15 protein-coding genes are annotated in these 18026 nt (G+C 64.4%); 8 read left to right on the top strand and 7 right to left on the bottom strand.

Annotated features, from left to right (window positions below):
• Positions 1–17 precede the first annotated feature (17 nt).
• Positions 18–323, bottom strand: coding sequence for a putative quinol monooxygenase (locus tag N7650_RS09115; protein WP_009398935.1), 306 nt, complete (start codon positions 321–323; stop codon positions 18–20).
• A 60-nt stretch (positions 324–383) separates the two neighbouring features.
• On the opposite strand from N7650_RS09115, the gene N7650_RS09110 reads away from it, so the two are divergent.
• A complete protein-coding gene (locus N7650_RS09110; protein ID WP_009398936.1) occupies positions 384–788 on the top strand; it encodes a VOC family protein in 405 nt (134 codons plus the stop codon).
• Here the strand turns inward: N7650_RS09110 and N7650_RS09105 are convergent, their stop codons facing one another.
• A complete protein-coding gene (locus tag N7650_RS09105; protein ID WP_279897926.1) occupies positions 789–2504 on the bottom strand; it encodes an FAD-dependent oxidoreductase in 1716 nt (571 codons plus the stop codon).
• 162 nt (positions 2505–2666) lie between these two features.
• On the opposite strand from N7650_RS09105, the gene N7650_RS09100 reads away from it, so the two are divergent.
• The 3 genes from N7650_RS09100 to N7650_RS09090 all read left to right on the top strand — a co-directional run bounded on the left by N7650_RS09100 (position 2667) and on the right by N7650_RS09090 (position 5518).
• A complete protein-coding gene (locus N7650_RS09100; RefSeq protein ID WP_009398938.1) occupies positions 2667–3443 on the top strand; it encodes an IclR family transcriptional regulator in 777 nt (258 codons plus the stop codon).
• Positions 3444–3810: 367 nt separating this feature from the next.
• Complete coding sequence (locus tag N7650_RS09095; RefSeq protein WP_279897925.1) at positions 3811–4626, top strand: sugar phosphate isomerase/epimerase; 816 nt, start codon at positions 3811–3813, stop codon at positions 4624–4626.
• A 31-nt stretch (positions 4627–4657) separates the two neighbouring features.
• A complete protein-coding gene (locus tag N7650_RS09090; RefSeq protein ID WP_009398940.1) occupies positions 4658–5518 on the top strand; it encodes a DMT family transporter in 861 nt (286 codons plus the stop codon).
• A 59-nt stretch (positions 5519–5577) separates the two neighbouring features.
• On the opposite strand, the gene N7650_RS09085 is transcribed toward N7650_RS09090, so the two are convergent.
• Positions 5578–6918 carry an MFS transporter gene (locus N7650_RS09085; RefSeq protein WP_009398941.1) on the bottom strand — a complete coding sequence of 447 codons (1341 nt, stop codon included), beginning with the start codon at positions 6916–6918 and terminating at the stop codon, positions 5578–5580.
• Between the two features lie 286 nt (positions 6919–7204).
• Here N7650_RS09085 and quiC point away from each other — a divergent pair, with 286 nt between their 5' ends.
• Together quiC and N7650_RS09075 are read left to right on the top strand one after the other, a co-directional pair.
• Complete coding sequence (gene quiC, locus N7650_RS09080; protein ID WP_279897923.1) at positions 7205–9121, top strand: 3-dehydroshikimate dehydratase QuiC; 1917 nt, start codon at positions 7205–7207, stop codon at positions 9119–9121.
• 183 nt (positions 9122–9304) lie between these two features.
• Positions 9305–9973, top strand: coding sequence for a TetR/AcrR family transcriptional regulator (locus N7650_RS09075; RefSeq protein WP_009398943.1), 669 nt, complete (start codon positions 9305–9307; stop codon positions 9971–9973).
• Between the two features lie 36 nt (positions 9974–10009).
• Here N7650_RS09075 and N7650_RS09070 read toward each other — a convergent pair whose 3' ends face one another.
• The gene (locus tag N7650_RS09070; protein ID WP_279897940.1) at positions 10010–10864 is read right to left on the bottom strand and encodes a shikimate dehydrogenase; all 855 of its coding nucleotides are present in this window, start codon (positions 10862–10864) and stop codon (positions 10010–10012) included.
• A 163-nt stretch (positions 10865–11027) separates the two neighbouring features.
• Between N7650_RS09070 and N7650_RS09065 the strand changes: the two genes are divergently transcribed.
• Entirely contained in the window at positions 11028–12182 is a 1155-nt protein-coding gene (locus tag N7650_RS09065; protein WP_279897922.1) for an alkaline phosphatase family protein, read from the top strand.
• A 129-nt stretch (positions 12183–12311) separates the two neighbouring features.
• Here the strand turns inward: N7650_RS09065 and trmA are convergent, their stop codons facing one another.
• The 3 genes from trmA to N7650_RS09050 form a co-directional block, all read right to left on the bottom strand.
• Positions 12312–13397 carry a tRNA (uridine(54)-C5)-methyltransferase TrmA gene (gene trmA, locus N7650_RS09060; RefSeq protein WP_009398946.1) on the bottom strand — a complete coding sequence of 362 codons (1086 nt, stop codon included), beginning with the start codon at positions 13395–13397 and terminating at the stop codon, positions 12312–12314.
• Positions 13394–14689: an NCS2 family permease gene (locus N7650_RS09055; RefSeq protein WP_009398947.1), complete on the bottom strand. Its 1296-nt coding sequence runs from the start codon at positions 14687–14689 to the stop codon at positions 13394–13396. Before N7650_RS09055 ends, trmA begins: the two co-directional genes overlap by 4 nt.
• Before the next feature lie 284 nt (positions 14690–14973).
• A complete protein-coding gene (locus N7650_RS09050) occupies positions 14974–16206 on the bottom strand; it encodes an MFS transporter (RefSeq protein WP_279897921.1) in 1233 nt (410 codons plus the stop codon).
• 379 nt (positions 16207–16585) lie between these two features.
• Here N7650_RS09050 and N7650_RS09045 point away from each other — a divergent pair, with 379 nt between their 5' ends.
• Positions 16586–18025: a cytochrome ubiquinol oxidase subunit I gene (locus tag N7650_RS09045; protein ID WP_009398949.1), complete on the top strand. Its 1440-nt coding sequence runs from the start codon at positions 16586–16588 to the stop codon at positions 18023–18025.
• The last annotated feature ends 1 nt before the right edge of the window (position 18026 follow it).

The following is an 18026-nucleotide window of genomic DNA, read 5'->3' as shown; positions in this document are numbered from 1 at the left end:
TGCCAGCGATGAGGCCCTCAGATCTGCTTGCCATTGAAGGCCAGCACCTCCCCCTCCACCACTTCCTGCCGCACGATCAACGGCTCCACCAACGGCCGGCTGGCGAGAAAATGCGCCGTCAGCATATGCGCCTCGAACGCCGCCTCGCTTTCGTACACCTCGTACAGCCAGACCAGGTCCGGATCGCTGTAGTCGCGGATCACATCGAACACCAGGCATCCCGGCTCATCCCTCACCGAACTGGCCGCATTGATCCGCATCGCGTCCATGAAGCGCTCCAGGGTGCCGGGCTGCAGTTGGGTCTTAAGTAGAAGGCTGTACACGTTGAACTCCTTTTTGTCTTATATTTGCGCAAAATTGTATACAAAAATGGAGTCGAAACCATGCCTGCCCGTCCAAGCCGGCTCAACGGCCTGCGCCATCTGGCGATCCTGGTGCCCAATCTCGAAGTCTGCGAGCGTTTCTACGTGGAGGTGCTCGGCATGGAGGTGCTGCATCGCGCCAACGAGGATCTTGTCTACCTCACCTGCGGCAACGATAACCTGTCCCTGGGGCGTGCCTTCGCTCCGAGCAGCGGTGTGCAGGCGGTGGACCACTACGGCTTCGTGGTCGACAGCCTCGACGAATTGCACGCCTGGCATGCCTATCTGAAGGAATGCGGGGTAACCCTGCTGGACACGCCGTTCGCCCACGGCGACGGGACCTGGAGCTTCCACCTGCTGGACCCTGCGGGGAACAAGGTCCAGCCGATCTATCACCCGGCGATATCCGGCCAGCGCTTCACCTGATCACTCGTAGTCGGTGACGCCGGCGATATGGCGGGCGGCGATATAGCCGAAAGTCAGTGCCGGCCCGAGGTTGATCCCGCCCGCCGGGTAGTGGCCGCCCATGATGCTGGCCATGTCGCAGCCCGCCGCATACAGGCCGGGGATCGGTTGCCGGTCGCCATCCAGCACCTGGGCGTGCTCGTTGGTGCGCAGCCCGGCGAAGGTGCCGAAGCAGCCGGCTTCGACCTTCACGGCATAGAACGGCCCCTGCTCGATGGGTGCCACGCAGGGGTTCGGTCCGTGCAGCGCATCGCCCTGCTTGCGGTTGTACAGGGTGCTGCCACGGCCGAACTGCGGGTCCTCGCCGAGGCGGGCGTGGTGGTTGTACTCGGTCACGGTGTCGATCAGCCCGCGTGCGTCGATGCCGCACTGGTTGGCTAGCTCCTGGAGGCTGTCGGCGCGCTTGAGATAACCGCTGCGCACCAGCGGCGTTGTGGGCAGCGGGAAGGGGCGGGCGATGCCCAGGCCATAGCGGCGCTGGAAGGTGTGGTCGCAGATCAGCCACGACTCGACCTTCTCACCCGGTGCTGCCGCGACCATCGCACTGACGTAGTCGTAGTAGCCGCCGGCCTCGTTGACGAAGCGCCGGCCGTTGCTCAGCACGCCGATGATCCCCGGTTTGCCGCGCTCGATGATGTGCGGGAAGTGGCCGCTGCTGCCGTCGCTGTACGGGACCCTGGACACCGGCGCCCAGGCTACCGGGCTGTAAAGGTCGTCGGCGACCTTGCCACCCGCGCTTTCGCCCAGGCGCAGGCCGTCGCCATTGGCCGAGAGCGGCGGCAGGGCCAAGTGCTCGTGACCGGTGGGCGTGCGCGGGAACATCGCCTTGCGCCGCTCGATATCGTTGGGGAAACCACCCGCCGCCAGCACCACGGCGCGGGCCTTGATGGTCACTTCGCCCTTGACCGTGTGCACCACGGCGCCGCTCACCTTGCCGTCCTCACGCAGCAGGCGACGGGCCGGAGCAGATTCCCAGAGCAACACGCCCAGGTCCTCGGCGGACTTCGCCAGCCGCGCCACCAAGGCCACGCCATTGACCAGATGCAAGGCGCGGCCGTGGGTCGCCAGGCCGATCAGGTGGCGGGTGACACGTTTGCCCACATGCAGTACCGAGCGCCACGAGCGGGTCAGAGTGAGGAAGGCCGTGAGGTCCTTGCCGGCCATGATCGGCATGCCCCAGAACGCGGTTTCGCGCAGGGTGCGGCGCAGGCGCTTGAGCAGCTTGCCGGTTTCGCGAGCGTCATAGGGCGCGGCGATCACCGAGCGGCCGCCGGTGCCGGCGCCGGGGGTGTCGCCATGGATATCGGCGATGCCGTTGCCATCGGCGAACTGCAGGCGGGTGTGCTTTTCGAAAAAGCCGACCATGTGTGGCGCGGCGTCGAGAAAGGCGTCGATCAACGGCGCGTTGAAGCGCTCGCCCAACTCGTGTTCCAGGTAGGTGCGCGGCGCCGAACGGTCCTCGACGATACCGGCGCGCCGGGCCAGCGGATTACACGGTACCCAGGCCCAGCCGCCGGACCATGCGGTGGCGCCGCCGAACACCGGGTCCTTCTCGACCACGATGACCTTCTGCCCGTGCCACGCGGCGGTAACCGCGGCACTCAGGCCGGCGGCGCCGGAACCTATCACCAGAACATCGCACGCAACGGTACGGGATGGGGTGGGCAGAGCTGTCATGAACAATCCTCGGGATGTTATTTTTGGAACTTGATTCCATAATCGCTAATGACGCGGACGGTGCCAAGCCTCCGCTATCGAAGTTGGGCGAAGATCGAACAGTGGTTTGCGCTTTGTCCGGCGCTCTTTAGAATTCGCCCCACATTTCCAAGGACCGTGACCATGGCCGGCAGTCAGATCGAACGCGCGTTGAGCCTTATCGAAAGCCTTACCAGCGAGCCTCGCGGGCTGCCGATGCAGACGCTGGCCGAGCAGCTCGACATTCCGAAAAGCGCGACCCACCGCATGCTCGCCGAGCTGATCCGGCTGGGCTACGTGCGGCAGAATCCGGAGAACAGCCGCTACCTGCTCAGCACCCGGCTGGTTGCCATGGGCTTTCGCTACCTCGCCAACAGCGGCGCGGACATCGTCCAGCCGATCCTTGACGATCTGGCGCGCAAGAGCGGCGAGCTGGTGCGCCTCGGGGTGATCGAAGGCGAGCGCCAGACCTGGATCGCCAAGTCCCAGGGCGCGCGCTCGGGGCTCAAGTACGATCCGGACATGGGCCGGGATGCACCGTTGTTCTACAGCGCCTCGGGGCATGCCTGGCTGGCCAGCCTGAGCGATGCCCAGGCCCTGCTGCTAGTGGAGCGCCAGGGCGTGGGCCCGGCCGAGGAATTCGGGCCGAACGCACCCAAATCCAATGCCGAATTGCTGGAGCGCCTGCGCCTTGCCAGGGAGCGTGGCTACGCCTGGGTGGTGGAGAGCTCGGCGGTAGGCATGTCGGCGCTGGCGGCGGTGGTGGCGGATCCCCGGGATGGCCGGGCGGTCGGGGTGGTCAGCATTGCCGGGCCTACGGCGCGGATGAGCGAGGCGCGGATGCATGAACTGGCGCCTTATCTGCTGGAAACCGTTGAGGAGCTGGCGGCGGCGAGTCCGGCATCCGAGTTGTTCAGCTAATTTTGCTTTGATCTCTCGGGCCTCATCGCTGGCAAGCCAGCTCCCACAGGGATCGGGTGCACCGCAAAACCTGTGGGAGCTGGCTTGCCAGCGATAGGGCCCTCACATCCAGCACATCATTTTCAGAAACCCATCGATACCAGGGGTCTCCCCGTTTTTTCTGCTTGCAATGAATCTCCCACAGGGATCGAGTGCACCGCAAAACCTGTGGGAGCTGGCTTGCCAGCGATAGGGCCCTCAAAACCAGTACACCATTTTCAGAAACCCATCGATGCCAGGGTCTCCCTGTTTTTCTGCTTGCAATGAATCTGGAACCAAGTTCTAAATAATTGCGTCAGAACAACAACCCCAAGAGACCCCCGCGAAAATGAGCCAACGAATCTTCTCCCTGGCCGCCCTGACCGTGCTCGAGCTGTCCCCGCCGGACATGGTCGAGGTCGCTGCCCGGGCCGGCTACAGCCATGTCGGCCTGCGCCTGGAACCGGCCACCGCCGAAGAACATCACTTTCCCCTGGTCGGCGATGCCGGCCTGCGCCGCCAGACCGCCGAGCGCCTGCGCGACACCGGCATCAAGGTGCTCGATATCGAGATCCTCCGGCTCAAGCCGGAAACCCGCGTCGACGATTTCGATGCCCTGCTGGCCGTTGGCGCAGGGTTCGGCGCCACCGAGTTGCTGGTGGCCGGCAACGACCCCGACCAGGCCCGGTTGACCGACAACTTCGCCGCGCTCTGCGACCTCGCCGCGAAGTACGGCATCTACCCGCACCTGGAGTTCATGCCCTGGACCGACTGCAGGAACCTCACCCAGGCCTGGGATATCGTCAGCGCCGCCAACCGCGAAAATGCCTGCGTGCTGGTCGATGCCTTCCACTTCGACCGCTCCGCCTCGCGCCTGGACGACCTGCGCCGGATTCCGGCCTCGCGCATGCGCTATCTGCAATTGTGCGACGTTGCCGGGCCGCGTCCCGACGATATGGCCGAGATCCTGCGCCAGGCACGCAACGAGCGGCGGTTCCCCGGCGACGGCGACTGTGACCTGCGCGGCCTGCTCGCCAGCGTTTCGCCCGATATGCCACTGAGCCTGGAAATCCCCACCCGGCAGTTGCTGGAGCAGGGCGTGTCCGCGTTGCAGCGGGCGCAATGGGCGCTGGACAAGGCCCGTTCCGTACTGAGCCCCCTTTAAGGCCCCGAGCCCAACGTCCCGAGTCGCGCCCATGCCCTCTGTCAGTCAACCGTTCAAAGGCATTCTCCTGGTCGTCCTGGCGACCTTCCTGTTTTCCAGCCACGACGCCATGTCGAAGTACCTGTCGGGTTTCTATCCGATCGTCTGGGTGGTCTGGGCGCGCTATTTGGTTCACACCTTGCTGATGCTTGGCATCTTCCTGCCCCAGGCCGGCCTGCGCGGGCTGTATACGCGCAGGCCCGGCCTGCAGGCGGCGCGGGCCCTGTGCCTGCTCGGCTGCAGCCTGTTGTTCACCAAGGCCTTGCAATACCTGCCGCTGGCCGAGGCGACCGCAGTCAACTTCCTTGCCCCGCTGATGGTGACGGCGCTGTCGGTGCCGTTGCTCAAGGAGTCGGTGAGCAAGGGGCAGTGGGTCGCGGTATTGGCGAGCTTCGTCGGGGTGCTGATCATCGTCCATCCGGGCGGGGCGCTATTCACCCCGGCAGTGCTGTTGCCCTTCGGCTCGGCAACCTGTTTCTGCTTCTACCAGATCCTCACCCGCAAGCTGAGCCAGGTGGACAGCCCGACCGCCACCAACTTCTTCACCGGGCTGTTCAACACCCTGGTGATGAGCGCCCTGGTGCCGTTGTTCTGGATCGTGCCAAGCCTGACCCACGGCCTCATGACCTTGGCCTTGGGTACCTTCGGCATGCTCGCCCATCTGTTCCTGACCCAGGCCTTCCGCCATGCGCCGCCGGCCATGCTGGCGCCGTTCAGCTATTGCCAGATTGTCTTCGCGGGGTTGATGGGCATCGTGCTGTTCGGCCAGAGCCCGGACCGCTGGGGCGTGATCGGCATTGCCATCGTCTGCCTCAGCGGCCTCGCCGCAGCCTGGCTGCAAAGGCGCCGCTGAAACGCAAGCGGGGCCTGTCCACCGAAGGACAGGCCCCGCCCGGGGTTACGCAGGGTGGGTCAGTCTTCGACCTTCGGGACCTTGCGCGGCGCCATGAAGTACATCCAGGTCAGGGCGATGAAGTACATCGTCGGGATCATGGTGAACAGCACGGCATAGTTGTTGTTGGTGGTGGTCAGCACGTAGCCGACGATCTGGGTCATGAACATGCCGCCGATGGCCGCGCACATCCCACCGAAGCCGAACACGGTGCTCATCATGTGCTTGGGCGTGTAGTCCATCACCAGGCTCCAGATGTTGGCGGTCCAGGCCTGGTGCGCAGCGATGGCCAGGGAGATCGCGATGACCGCGACCCACAAGCTGCTGGCGCCAGCGGCGAAGATCACGCCGATGATGGTGGCGGCGAAGATCAGCATCGACAGCAGGCGCGCCTTGACCGGGGCCATACCGCGGCCGATGAGGAACGAGGACAGGATGCCGCCACCGACGCTGCCGAAGTCGGCGCTGAGGTAGATGACGATCAGTGGGATACCCATCTGGGTAACGCTGATGCCCAGGCTGTATTGCTGGTTCAGGAACGGTGGCAGCCAGTACAGGTAGAACCAGAACACCGGCGCGGTGATCGAGTAGGCCAGGGCGAAGGCCCAGGTGCCGCGCATGCGCAGGATCCGCGAGAACGGCACGCCTTTCTGCTCGGGTTCGGCTTCGCCCATTACGTAGGCACGTTCGGCGTCGGTCACGGTTGGGTGGTCTTCAGGGTTGAAGTACTTCAGGCCCCAGAAGATCACCCAGACCAGGCCCAGCGCGCCCATGGCCATGAACGCGGCCTGCCAGCCCCACACGGTGAGGATCAGCGGCAGCAGCATCGGGGTGAACATGGCACCGACGTTGGTGCCGGCGTTGAAGATGCCGGTCGCCACGGCGCGCTCGCCGGCGGGGAACCACAGGCGGGTGGTCTTGACGCAGGCCGGGTAGTTGGCGGCTTCGGTCAGGCCGAGGACGAAGCGGCAGACCATGAAGCCGACCGCCGAGGTGGCCAGGCCGTGGGCACCGGTTGCCAGGCTCCAGAGCAGCACGGCGCAGAAGAACACGCGCTTCACACCGACCCGGTCGATCAGCCGGCCTTGCAGGACGAAGCCGATCGCGTAGCCGACCTGGAACCAGAAGTTGATGTTGGCGTAGTCCATCGCCGTCCAGCTCATCTCCTTGGCCAGGATGGGCTGCATCACGCCGAGGGCGGCACGGTCGATGTAGTTGAGGGTCGTGGCGAAGAAGACCAAGGCCAGCATGACCCAGCGGGTCTTGCCGACGGCCATGGCGCCGCGGATCTTGTCGCCGATACCGGCGTGCGGGTTGCTGCTCAGCGTCTGAGCAACGGGAGTGCTGGAGCTGTGGATCATCGTGGGTTACCCGTATTTTTATGTTTATGGGTCAAGCCTGGGTGACGCAAGAAAAGCGGGCATTACAGGTTATTTGGCAGGATCGGCGCCGCAGTTTGGCCGAGTAGCCTGCTTCATGGTTGGAAATGGTGCGCCACTGCTCAAAAAAGGGTCAATTCGTCTCAACGCATTTCGGGCGATAATCGCACACAAAACTAACCAGTTCGTACCTTTTTCTTGAGCGGATTTTGGCCCCGGCCAATAATTCTTCATAGTTTGGGCACTGCCTGCCCGTAGGAGACTGAAGATGCAGCGTTCGATTGCCACCGTGTCCCTGAGCGGCACCCTGCCGGAAAAGCTCGAAGCCATAGCCGCTGCGGGTTTCGACGGTGTCGAGATTTTTGAAAACGACCTGCTCTACTACGACGGCAGCCCCCGTGAAATCCGCCAGCGCTGCGCCGACCTGGGCCTGGATATCACCCTTTTCCAGCCATTTCGCGACTTCGAAGGCTGCCGCCGCGACCGTCTGGCCCGCAACCTCGACCGCGCCGAGCGCAAGTTCGACCTGATGCAGGAACTGGGCACCGATTTGGTGCTGGTATGCAGCAACGTCGCCGCCGATGCCCTCGGCGAAAAACAGATTCTCGTCGATGACCTCGGCCTGCTGGCCGAGCGTGCCGGCGCGCGCAACCTGCGCATTGGCTACGAAGCGCTGGCCTGGGGGCGGCACGTCAACCAGTGGCAGCAGGTCTGGGACATCGTTCGCGAGGCGAACCACCCGGCGCTGGGCATGATCCTCGACAGCTTCCACACCTACTCGATCAAGGGCGACCCGAGCGGTATCGCCGACGTCCCGGGCGACAAGATCTTCTTCGTGCAGATGGCCGACGCGCCGATCCTGGCCATGGACGTACTGGAGTGGAGCCGGCATTTCCGCTGCTTCCCGGGCCAGGGCGAGTTCGACCTGCCAGCGTTCCTTGCGCCGATCCTCAAGGCCGGTTATCGCGGCCCGTTGTCCCTGGAAATCTTCAACGACGGCTTCCGCGCCGCGCCGCCGCGGGCCAACGCGGCCGACGGCCTGCGTTCGCTGCTGTACCTCGAGGAGAAGACCCGCGAGCGCCTGCTGCAGACCGCCCCAGCGGTAGCCGCCGAGCCGGACCTGCTGTTCGCCCCGCCAGCGGCGGATACCTATGACGGTGTCGAACTCCTTGAGTTTGCGGTGGACGATGCTTCCGGTGCCAAGCTCGGTGGCTGGCTGGAAGGCCTCGGTTTCGCCAAGGTCGGCCAGCACCGCTCGAAGAATGTCAGCCTGCTGCGCCAGGGCGACATCAACCTGATCCTCAACGCCGAGCCGTATTCCTTCGCTCACAACTTCTTCGAAAGCCACGGCCCGTCGCTATGCGCCACCGCCGTGCGGGTCAAGGACAGCGCCAGGGCCCTGGCCCGTGCCGTGGGTTATCACGGCCAGCCCTACCGTGGCTTGGTCGGTCCCAACGAACGCGAACTGGCGGCGGTACGTGCGCCGGACGGCAGCCTGATCTACCTGGTGGACCAGGGCGCCGATGGCCAGACCATCTACGACACCGACTTCAGCCTCAGCGGCGGGGTCGCGGACAACGGCCTCGGCCTGACCCGCATCGACCACATGGCCATGGCCCTGCCGGCCGACGGCCTGGACACCTGGGTGCTGTTCTACAAGAGCCTGCTGGACTTCAAGGCCGACGACGAAGTGGTGCTCCCGGACCCTTACGGCCTGGTGAAGAGTCGCGCGCTGCGCAGCCAGTGCAGCAGTATCCGCTTGCCGCTGAACATCTCGGAGAACCGCAACACCGCGATTTCCCACGCGCTGTCCCACTATCGCGGTTCGGGCGTGCATCACATCGCCTTCGATTGCGAGGACATCTTCACCGCCGTGAAAAAGGCCAAGGAGTCTGGCGTGGCATTGCTGGACATCCCGCTGAACTACTACGACGACCTCGCGGCGCGCTTCGACTTCGATGACGAGTTCCTCAGCGAGCTGGCTTACTACAACGTGCTGTACGACCGTGACGCCAATGGCGGCGAGCTGTTTCACGTGTACACCGAGCCGTTCGAGGATCGCTTCTTCTTCGAGGTGATCCAGCGGCGCAATGGCTATGCCGGGTATGGTGCGGCGAACGTGGCGGTGAGGCTGGCAGCGATGGCCAAGGCGCGTAGTGGTGGGTTGCGCCACGCCAAGTTGTAAGGCTTGATGGCCTCATCGCTGGCAAGCCAGCTCCCACAGGGTTTGTGGGAGCTGGCTTGCCAGCGATGAGGCCGTCAGCAGCACCCACAATGATCGGGGTAAATCCCCCTACAACCCCAAGGCTTTCTTCTGGTGCAACCCGGGCCCATAATTGCGCCGTTAATCGAAGGCCACGAGTCCCGTATGACGACTACCCCTGCACTTGCCGAGGCGACGGACAGCACTCCGCGCAAAGGTCGCAAGAACAATCCGGAAAAAACCCGCGAGAACATTCTCCAGGCGGCGATCACCGAGTTCGTCCACCAGGGGCTGGCCGGTGCCCGGGTGGACGCCATCGCCGAGCGTACCCAGACCTCCAAGCGGATGATCTACTACTACTTCAACAGCAAGGAGCAGTTGTACGTCGAGGTGCTGGAAAAGCTCTATGGCGATATCCGCAGCACTGAAAGCAACCTGCACCTGGACGAGCTGGAGCCGCGTACCGGCATCCGCCGGCTGATCGAGTTCACCTTCGACCACCATGACCGCAACGTCGATTTCGTGCGTATCGTGTGCAACGAGAACATGCACCACGGCGAATACGTGAAGCAGTCCACGGCCATCCGTTCGATGAACAATACGGTGCTGCGGGCGCTGGACGAGATCCTGCGGCGGGGCGCGGACCAAGGGCTGTTCCGCAAGGGCCTGGATGCACTGGACGTGCACCTGCTGATCAGCTCGTTCTGTTTCTACCGGGTGTCCAACCGCCACACCTTCGGCGAAATCTTCCAGATCGATTTCGAGGACCAGGCCATCAAGGCCCGGCACAAGGAAATGATCTGCGAGTCGGTGCTGCGTTACCTGCAGGCTTGAGAAACACCGCAGGATTGTCCTGCGGTGTCGCTGTCTTCAGTTGCCCAGGCTGTGGAAGTGCTTGGTCATGCGCTGCGGATCGGGGGTAATGCCGGTGAACAGCTCGAACGCCTTGACCGCCTGGTACACCGCCATGGTGGCGCCGTTCAGGGTGCGGCAGCCCAGGGCCCGGGCTTCCTTGAGCAGTTCGGTTTCCAGCGGGAAATAGACGATCTCCGCCACCCACAAATCTGCCCGCAACAATGTCTTTGGCACCGGCATGCCCGGCAGCTTGGCCATGCCCATGGGCGTCGTGTTGACCAGGCCGCAGGCGCTGTTCATCGCGCTGTCGAGGTCATGGCCGACCCTGGCCCGGGTGCCGACGAAGTGCTGGTTGAGGTTATCCACGAGGGCCTGGGCCCGTTCGCTTTCCACATCGAAAATGGTCAGCTGTTCCACGCCCTCGCTGAGCAGGGCATGAGCGACGGCGGCACCTGCGCCACCGGCTCCCATCTGCACTACGCGCTGCCGTGAAACGTCGGTCAGGCCGCGACGGAAACCTTCGGCAAAGCCGAGGCAGTCGGTGTTATGACCGATGCGCCGGCCGTCCTTGAGCACCACGGTATTGACTGCGCCGATGCCACGGGCTTCCGGCGAAAGGTCATCCAGCAGCGGCAGGATCGCCTGTTTGCACGGGAAGGTAATGTTCAGGCCGGTGTAGCCCATGTATTGGGCGGCGGTCAGGAGTTCTTCGAGGGCAGTGCTGTCGAGCTTCAACTGGTCGAGGTCGATCAGGCGGTAAAGGTAGGTCAGGCCCTGGGCGGCGCCTTCGTGCTCGTGCAGCGCAGGGGTGCGCGAGGCCTGGATGCCCGCGCCGATCAGGCCGGCGAGAATGCCGGGCGGTTTGGCCAGATTCATCGGTAAGACTCCGTTGTTGTTCTTGGCGATTGGAAAAGGAGTTCCGACAAAATGTACCGTTTGGTTAACAGGAATCAACCGGCTGCCGCGTTTAGTGTTCGCTGATCGAACAGGCTCGTGCTAAACCTTGTGCTTCGAACATGGAGGAGGGGCGTACATGACAGTAGCGATGGACGTAACCCGGCAGCCGACCTGGCCCGGGCTGGCCAACCTGAGCCAGTCGATTCTTGCCGCGCTGGGCGGCGTGGGCTTTCGCAATGCCTTCGAGCTGGCACCGTCGTCGGCGACCTGCCTGTTGCTGATCGACGGGCTTGGACATGCCTTGCTGCAGGAACATGCACAGCAGGCGCCTTTCCTGGCGGCCCTGGCGAAACCTGGGGGCGTGTTTCGCGTGGGCTTTCCGGCGACCACGGCGGCGAGCCTGGCAACGCTGTCCTCGGGCATGGCCAGCGGGGTGCACGGCATCGTCGGTTGCACCTTTGCCCTCGATGCCGACAGTGAATTCTCGCCGCTGACCTGGACCTGTTCGCCCTTCTCCGAAGAAAAGCTAGCAACCCTGGCCCCGCCACCGGAGCGCTTCATCGTGCCGCAAACCGCTTGGGAACAGGCCAGCGAGCAGGGCCTGCGAATCAGCACGGTGATGCCGGCGCGCTATGCCGACTCGCCCTATACCCGGGCCGTCTACCGCGGTTCGCAGATTCTCGGGGCGCCGTCCCTTGATGCTTATCCGCTGCTGGTGCGCCAAGCGCTGACTGTCGACGCTGCGGCCTATTGCTTTGCCTACTTCGCCGACCTGGACTTCGCCGGCCATCTGTTCGGCCCCGGCTCCGAAGCCTGGCTGGAACAGTTGCGCAGCGCCGACCGGCTGGCCCAGGCGATCTTCCGGCAACTGCCGCAGGGCGCGCGGCTGCTGGTCAGCGCCGACCACGGCATGCTCGGCCTGGACAGCGCCGAGGTGGTGGATTTCGACCTTGAGTACGGGTTGCAGGAGGATGTGCTGGCGATCGCCGGGGATATCCGCGCGCGGCATGTCTATATCGATGCTGCGCGGCACGACCGGGTGCTGGAACGCTGGCGGGACCGGCTTGGCGACAATTACACGGTGCTGAGCAAGGCCAATGCGATCGCCGGCGGATTGTTCGGCGATGTGATGCTGAGCCAGGCGGAAGGGCGGATCGGCGACCTGATCGTGGTGCCGAATGCTGGCGGGGGGATCATTCGCAGCGTAGTGGAGCCGGCGGCGAGTCGCTGGCAGGGGCATCATGGGGCGTTGGCCGATGCCGACCAGGTGGTGCCGTTGTTGATGTGTTGACTGTCAGGGCCTCATCGCTGGCAAGCCAGCTCCCACAGTGTCCGCGGTGATCATAAAATCACTCCCACAGGTTTGGCGGTGCACGCGATCCCTGTGGGAGCTGGCTTGCCAGCGATGAGGCCCAAGAGATCAGCGCCGAACCAGCAGAACCCCACTCTCCATATGGTGGGTATACGGGAACTGGTCGAACAAGGCGCAGCGCTCCACCCGGTGGGTGTCATGCAACTGTGCGATGTTCGCCGCCAGTGTCTCCGGATTGCAGGAGATGTACAGGATATTGTCGAAACGCCGGGTCAGCTCGCAGGTGTCCGGGTCCATCCCGGCCCGCGGCGGATCGACGAACACGCTGCCGAACGCGTAGCTCTTCAGGTCGATCCCTTCCAGCCGGCGGAACGCCCGCACTTCGTTCAGCGCTTCGGTCAGTTCTTCCGCCGACAGCCGCACCAGGCGCACGTTTTCCACCGCGTTGTCATCGAGGTTGTGCAGCGCGGCATTCACCGAGGTCTTGCTGATTTCGGTGGCCAGCACCTTGCGCACCCGGGTTGCCAGCGGCAGGGTGAAGTTGCCGTTTCCGCAATATAGCTCCAGCAGGTCGTCCTGGCGCTGGCCCAAGGCTTCATAAGCCCAGCCGAGCATCTTCTGGTTGACCTGGCCGTTGGGCTGGGTGAAGGCCCCTTCCGGCTGGCGATAGCGGAAGGTGCGGCCCGCGACCTGCAGTTCCTCTACCGCGTAATCCCGGCCGATCACCAGGCGTTTGCCCTTGGAGCGACCGATGATGCTCGCACCCAGCTCGGCGGACAGTTGCCGCGCCTCGGCTTCCCACTGCTCGTCCAGCGGACGGTGGTAGCACAGGGTGATCATCGCATCGCCGGCCAGGGTGGTGAGGAACTCCACCTGGAACAGCCGGTTGCTCAGCGCTTCGCTGGCCTGCCAGGCGCTTTTCAGGCGCGGCATCAGTTCATTGATGCGCTGGCTGGCGATGGGGAAATCCTCGATCAGGATCGGCGTATGCTTCTCGCCCGGGGCGAACATCGCGTAGTGGCGCTGGCCATCCTGGCGCCACAGGCGGAACTCGGCACGCAGGCGATAGTGCTCGCGGGGCGAGTCGAAGACGGCCGGCTGCGGCGCATCGAACGGCGCCAGCAGCGCACGCAGGCGTTCTACCTTGGCCGCGAGCTGCTGGTCGTAAGTGGAGGGGTCGAAGACAGCACTCATGCGTTGAACCAGCCCAGCTTGATGACGAACAGGATGGAGAGGATGACCAGCGCCGGGTTGAGGTCCTGGCGGCGGCCGGACAGCAGCTTGATGGCGGTCCAGGAAATGAAGCCGAAGGCGATGCCGTTGGCGATCGAGTAGGTCAGCGGCATGGCCAGTGCGGTGATCATTACCGGAGCGGCTTCGGTGATGTCTTCCCAGTCGATTTCCGCCAGGCCCGAGGCCATCAGCACGGCGACGAACAGCAGCGCCGGGGCGGTGGCGAAGGCCGGCACGCTACCGGCCAGCGGGGCGAAGAACAGCGCCAGGAGGAACAGGATGGCGACGACGATGGCGGTCAGGCCGGTGCGGCCGCCGGCGCTGACGCCCGCTGCCGATTCGATGTAGCTGGTGGTGGTCGAGGTACCCAGCAGCGAACCGGCCATGGCCGCGGTGCTGTCGGCGATCAGGGCGCGGCCCATCTTCGGCATATGGCCGTCCTTGCGCATCAGGCCGGCGCGCTTGGCGACGCCGATCAGGGTGCCGGAGTTGTCGAACAGGTCGACGAACAGGAAGGCGAAGATCACGCTGACCAGGCCGACGTCCAGGGCGCCCTTGATGTCCAGTTGCAGGAAGGTCGGGGCCAGCGATGGCGGCATCGACACCACGCCGCCGAACGGGGTGACACCCAGGGCGATGGAGGCGATGGTGACAGCGAGGATGCCGATCAGCACGGCGCCGCGGACCTTCATGGCTTCCAGGGCAACGATCAGGAAGAAGCCCAGGGTAGCGAGGATCGGTGCCGGTTGCTTGAGGTCGCCCAGGCCCACCAGGGTGGCCGGGTTATCGACGACGATACCGGCGTTATGCAGCGCGATCAGCGCAAGGAACAGGCCGATGCCGGCGGCGATGGCCGAGCGCAGCGGCAGCGGGATGCTGTTCACGATCCATTCGCGGATACGGAAGATCGACAGCAGGAAGAACAGCACCGCCGAGATGAACACTGCGCCCAGGGCCACCTGCCAGGTGTGGCCCATGTGCAGGACCACGGTATAGGTGAAGAAGGCGTTCAGGCCCATGCCCGGGGCCAGGGCGATCGGGTAGTTGGCGATGATGCCCATGGTGGTGGAGCCGATGGCCGCAGCCAGGCAGGTCGCGACGAACAACGCGCCCTTGTCCATGCCGGTCTCGCCGAGGATGCTCGGGTTGACGAATAGAATGTAGGCCATGGCCAGGAATGTGGTCACGCCCGCCAGGATCTCGGTCCGCACATTCGTATTGTGGGCTTTCAGTTGAAACAGCCTTTCCAGCATGTCCTGCTCCCCGTGGCGCGATCGGCGCCAAAAATTGTCGACCCGGTCAGGAAAGCACAAAGCGTACCGCATTGGTGCTGTTTCGACCGGGCCGGAAAAAAGCCGCGCATGATACCAGCATGGCTGGCCGAGGGTAATGCGTCCAACAGGAAGGACAGGAGAGAACACCTTGGCCCCTGTGGGAGCTGGCTTGCCAGCGATGAGGCCCGGGCTGACAACATCTTTGCCCCTGCCGGCCCTATCGCTGGCAAGCCAGCTCCCACAGGTTTTGCAGGGTTCTGAAGTCAGTTGTCCGACCGCCGGCTATGCATATGATCCCGCCCCGCCAGCGTCGGGAACAGCTTGATCCATACCCCGGTCACCACCAGCGTGCCGACGCCGCCCAGCACCACCGCCGGTACCGTGCCGAACCAGTGTGCGGTCACGCCGGACTCGAATTCGCCCAGTTGGTTCGAGGCACCAATGAACAAACCGTTCACGGCGCTGACCCGGCCGCGCATCTCGTCCGGCGTCTCCAGTTGCACGAAGGCGCCGCGGATCACCATGCTGATCATGTCCGCCGCACCCAGCACGGCCAGCACCGCCAGCGAGAACCAGAACGAGGTGGACAGGCCGAAGGCGATGGTCGCCACGCCAAACACCCCGACCGCCGTGAACATCACCCGGCCCACTTTGCGTTCCACGGGGAAGCGCGCCAGCCACAGCGACATCAGCAGCGCCCCCACCGCCGGTGCCGAGCGCAGCAGGCCCAGGCCCCAGGGGCCGGTGAGCAGGATGTCCTTGGCGAATACCGGCAACAGCGCGGTAGCGCCGCCCAGCAGTACGGCGAACAGGTCCAGGGAGATCGCCCCGAGGATGTCCGGGCGGCTGCGGATAAAGCGGATCCCCGCCAGCAGCGACTCGATGCTGGCGCGCCCCTGGGCCAGCGGGACCTGGCGCGAGGCCAGGCTCAAGGTCAGGCAGCAGGCGATCACGTAGAGGCAGACGGTCGGCCCGTAGACCCAGACGCTGCCGAAGGCATACAGGAACCCGCCCAGCGCCGGGGCGACGATGGTTGCCGATTGCATGGCCGAAGCCGACGCCGCGACTGCCCGGGGGAACAGGCCTGGCGGGACGACGTTGGGCAGCAGCGCCTGGGTCGCGGGCATCTCGAAGGAGCGGGCGGCGCCAAGGAGGAAGGCGAGGATGAAGATCAGCTCGCGGGTCACCGAGCCGGTGCTGCTGGCCAGCGCCAGCGACAGGGCGATCAGCGCCTGCAGGCTCTGGCACAGCGCGGCCACGCGGCGCCGGTCGTAGCGGTCGGCAACATGCCCGGTGTGCAGCATGAACAGCACCCGCGGGGCGAACTCCACCAGGCCGACCAGCCCCAGGTCGAGCACGTTGCCGGTCAATTGGTAAAGGTGCCAGCCGATGGCCACGGTGAGCATCTGGAAACCGCTGGCGGTAAACACCCGGGCCAGCCAGAAGGACAGGAACGGACGGTGATGACGCAACAACAACGGAGCCTGATCGGACATCGAGCGCGGGGTCTTTATCGGGGAAGGGGTGTTGCAGCGTAACACCAGGCTGTAACAAAAGGTTGCATGAAGCGGCAAAACCCGTGCGGTCAGCGCACCGATCCGTCCTTCGGTAAAGAGGGTGAGGCAACCGGTCACGCGGCAAACGACCACACAACCCTGCGGGGCTTTCGGGACTATCCTTTTCTCCTGACGTTGATCTGTATCAATACTTGTATCTGCAACGATTGATCAGCGGCGCCGGGCCATTCAGGCCGCCAATCCCTGCGGTGGGAAATTAATCAGAACAAATCCAGCCGAGTGCACTCCACCACCAAGGGGGCAAGTTGACGTCAAGGCAACGGACCCTGACGCCGGTTTACCTGACAGAGGAAGCACCATGTTCGGATCAGAGGCTCTCGATCTCGCCCGAATGCAGTTTGCGTTCACCGTGTCCTTTCACATTCTTTTCCCTGCCATCACCATCGGGCTGGCCAGCTACCTGGCGGTGCTCGAAGGCCTATGGCTGAAAACCAACGAAGCGGTATACCGCGACCTTTACCATTTCTGGTCGAAGATCTTTGCCGTCAACTTTGGCATGGGCGTGGTCTCCGGGCTGGTCATGGCCTACCAGTTCGGCACCAACTGGAGCCGCTTTTCCGACTTCGCCGGCGCGGTGACCGGCCCCTTGCTGACCTACGAGGTGCTGACCGCGTTCTTCCTCGAAGCCGGCTTCCTCGGTGTCATGCTCTTCGGCTGGAACCGCGTGGGCCGCGGCCTGCATTTCTTCTCCACGGTGATGGTGGCCCTCGGCACCCTGGTCTCGACCTTCTGGATCCTTGCGTCCAACAGCTGGATGCACACGCCCCAGGGGTACGAGATCGTCGACGGCCGGGTGATCCCGGTGGACTGGCTGGCGGTGATCTTCAACCCGTCCTTCCCGTTCCGCCTGATGCACATGGCCACTGCCGCCTTCGTCGCCACCGCTTTCTTCGTCGGCGCCTCGGCGGCCTGGCACCTGCTGCGTGGCCGCGATAACCCGGCGATCCGCAAGATGCTGTCGATGGCCATGTGGATGGCCCTGATCGTTGCGCCGATCCAGGCGGTGATCGGCGACTTCCACGGCCTCAACACCCTCAAGCACCAGCCGGTGAAAATCGCCGCCATCGAAGGCCATTGGGAAAACGTCGGTGATGAACCGACCCCGCTGATTCTCTTCGGCATTCCCGACATGCAGGCCGAAACCACCCGCTTCAAGCTGGAAATACCGGCCCTGGGCAGCCTGATCCTGACCCACAGCCTGGACAAGCAGGTGCCGGCGATGAAGGACTTCCCGCCCGAGGACCGGCCCAACTCCACCGTGGTGTTCTGGTCGTTCCGCATCATGGTCGGGCTGGGCATGCTGATGATCTTCGTCGGCCTGTGGAGCCTGTGGCTGCGCAAGCGCGGCACGCTTTACAGTTCGCGGCCGTTCCTGCACCTGGCGTTGTGGATGGGGCCGTCCGGGCTTATCGCCATCCTGGCAGGCTGGTTCACCACCGAGGTCGGACGCCAGCCCTGGGTGGTCTACGGGCTGATGCGCACCGCCGACGGTGCCTCCAACCACAGTTACGCCCAGTTGGGCTTCACCCTGATCATGTTCGTGGTGGTGTATTTCGCCCTGTTCGGCGCCGGCCTTGGCTACATGATGCGCCTGGTGCGCAAGGGGCCGAAGACCGGCGAGGGCGACGAGAGCAACCCGGGCGGCCCTGGCCAGCCCCGTACACCGGCGCGGCCGCTGTCGGCGGCGAAGGACGAACACGACATCGGCGATGTCAGCCTGAACAAAGAAGGACACTGAA

The sequence above is a fragment of the Pseudomonas sp. GD04058 genome, from assembly GCF_029836855.1.
GTDB lineage: Bacteria > Pseudomonadota > Gammaproteobacteria > Pseudomonadales > Pseudomonadaceae > Aquipseudomonas > Aquipseudomonas bharatica.
This window is presented reverse-complemented; position numbering and strand designations above follow the sequence as displayed.

Excerpts from the sequence above, each read along its gene's own strand:
- N7650_RS09110 (WP_009398936.1), top strand. The coding sequence starts at position 384 with ATGCCTGCCCGTCCAAGCCGGCTCAACGGCCTGCGCCATCTGGCGATC.
- N7650_RS09105 (WP_279897926.1), bottom strand. The coding sequence starts at position 2,504 with ATGACAGCTCTGCCCACCCCATCCCGTACCGTTGCGTGCGATGTTCTG.
- N7650_RS09100 (WP_009398938.1), top strand. The coding sequence starts at position 2,667 with ATGGCCGGCAGTCAGATCGAACGCGCGTTGAGCCTTATCGAAAGCCTT.
- N7650_RS09095 (WP_279897925.1), top strand. The coding sequence starts at position 3,811 with ATGAGCCAACGAATCTTCTCCCTGGCCGCCCTGACCGTGCTCGAGCTG.
- N7650_RS09090 (WP_009398940.1), top strand. The coding sequence starts at position 4,658 with ATGCCCTCTGTCAGTCAACCGTTCAAAGGCATTCTCCTGGTCGTCCTG.
- N7650_RS09085 (WP_009398941.1), bottom strand. The coding sequence starts at position 6,918 with ATGATCCACAGCTCCAGCACTCCCGTTGCTCAGACGCTGAGCAGCAAC.
- quiC (WP_279897923.1), top strand. The coding sequence starts at position 7,205 with ATGCAGCGTTCGATTGCCACCGTGTCCCTGAGCGGCACCCTGCCGGAA.
- N7650_RS09075 (WP_009398943.1), top strand. The coding sequence starts at position 9,305 with ATGACGACTACCCCTGCACTTGCCGAGGCGACGGACAGCACTCCGCGC.
- N7650_RS09065 (WP_279897922.1), top strand. The coding sequence starts at position 11,028 with ATGACAGTAGCGATGGACGTAACCCGGCAGCCGACCTGGCCCGGGCTG.
- trmA (WP_009398946.1), bottom strand. The coding sequence starts at position 13,397 with ATGAGTGCTGTCTTCGACCCCTCCACTTACGACCAGCAGCTCGCGGCC.
- N7650_RS09055 (WP_009398947.1), bottom strand. The coding sequence starts at position 14,689 with ATGCTGGAAAGGCTGTTTCAACTGAAAGCCCACAATACGAATGTGCGG.
- N7650_RS09050 (WP_279897921.1), bottom strand. The coding sequence starts at position 16,206 with ATGTCCGATCAGGCTCCGTTGTTGTTGCGTCATCACCGTCCGTTCCTG.
- N7650_RS09045 (WP_009398949.1), top strand. The coding sequence starts at position 16,586 with ATGTTCGGATCAGAGGCTCTCGATCTCGCCCGAATGCAGTTTGCGTTC.